Annotated in this window: 3 protein-coding genes; all 3 read left to right on the top strand. The window is 41.0% G+C overall.

The features are described from left to right. On the top strand, positions 1-237 hold a 237-nt coding region (locus tag ACY2RQ_RS19300; protein ID WP_490114642.1), incomplete at its 5' end, for a hypothetical protein. A gap of 72 nt (positions 238-309) precedes the next feature. Then, positions 310-810, top strand: coding sequence for a rod shape-determining protein (locus tag ACY2RQ_RS19305; protein WP_490114643.1), 501 nt, complete (start codon positions 310-312; stop codon positions 808-810). Between the two features lie 84 nt (positions 811-894). Further along, positions 895-1477 (top strand): DJ-1/PfpI family protein (locus ACY2RQ_RS19310; RefSeq protein WP_490114644.1); only part of this gene is annotated, 583 nt, incomplete at its 3' end.

The following is a 1477-nucleotide window of genomic DNA, read 5'->3' on the forward strand; positions in this document are numbered from 1 at the left end:
GGCCTTATCGAAAATGACAAAAATAGGGGCATCGGTTCCACCTGCTGGCAAAACGAGTTTCACCTGTGTTTTCAAACCAGCAAAATAAAGTCTGTGCCAACAAGTTCCACCTGTAAGTTCATGCCATCAATTTCCAGCGGTATTGTTTTTGTAACTGGCAAGCACGACATCGTGCCAAACAAATATTATTTACCAACAAAGTCGCAACAAACTTATCGTACCAGCGGCTGCACCTAACAAGCGCATCCAAGTGACGCCTTCGGCGCACCTGATGCGGGCGTTAGCTGCTAGAACATCCATCGAGTAAAAATGTTAAAATCAATAAGACGTATTTTTAGCTCTACTGTTTACATACAGATATGGGAAAACAGAGTAAAGGCAATTGACTTAGATTCAGAAAAAATCTTTGATGATGAAGCAATTTTTGCCTTCGATAAAAGCACACCTAAAAAGCCAAAATTTCCAGCAATAGGCAAAGAGTCTCATAACTTCCGAGGTAGAGAGAATATTTCAATACAAATGCCATTCTCACACCCACGTATGCTTTGTGCTGACTTTGATGCTGCTGAAAAACTGATACAACTTATCATTGCTAGAATCGCAAAAAACAACCTAATACCACCATCTCCAGATGTCATTATTCACCCTAGAGAAAAGCTTGAAGGTGGTTTAACCAAAATTGAGAATAGAATTTTCCGTGAGCTTTGTCTCGGAGCAGGAGCTAAAGAAGTAGTCGTGTATGCGGGGCTAGAATTACCCTCGGCTAACATAGACTTTGCTCAGCTCAAGGAATTGTACCCTCCATACTAAAATGCAGCTAACAAGTGCATCCAAGTGACGCCTTCGGCGCACCTGATGCGGGCGTTAGCTGCTCAAACAAACGTCAGAGTAAACATGAAGAAAGTAATCTCGTTATTTATATTTGATGATGTTGAAGTTATGGACTTCGCAGGTCCATTTGAAGTGTTTTCTGTCACCAATGAACTCAATGCTTATGAATACTTTGACATTAGAGTTGTAGCGAAAAATAAAGACCCTGTAATTGCAAAGAATGGACTTTCAATCAACCCTGATAGAACCATCTCAGAGATTGACAAATCTGACATTCTCATTATTCCGGGTGGTGATGGAACTCGCCCATTACTGGAAGATCCAGAAATATTAAGTTGGGTTCGCAAAATCAGCAAAAATACAGAACTCACTCTTTCCGTATGTTCAGGTTCGTTGATCTTGGCAAAAGCTGGCCTGCTCGACGGTATGAAGGCAACAACACATCATGAAGTCTTCGAAACATTGGCTTCTATTGCCCCAAGCACAAAAATAGAGAAGGGAGTAAGGTTTGTCGATAATGGTAGAATAATTACCTCCGCTGGCATAAGTGCTGGCATTGATATGTCTCTATATGTCGTAAGCAAGCTCTATGGCGAGCAAATTTCAAAAGCAACATCAACATACATGGAATACGCAGCTAACAAGT

The organism is Parendozoicomonas sp. 209JJ7-1 (genome assembly GCF_058147085.1).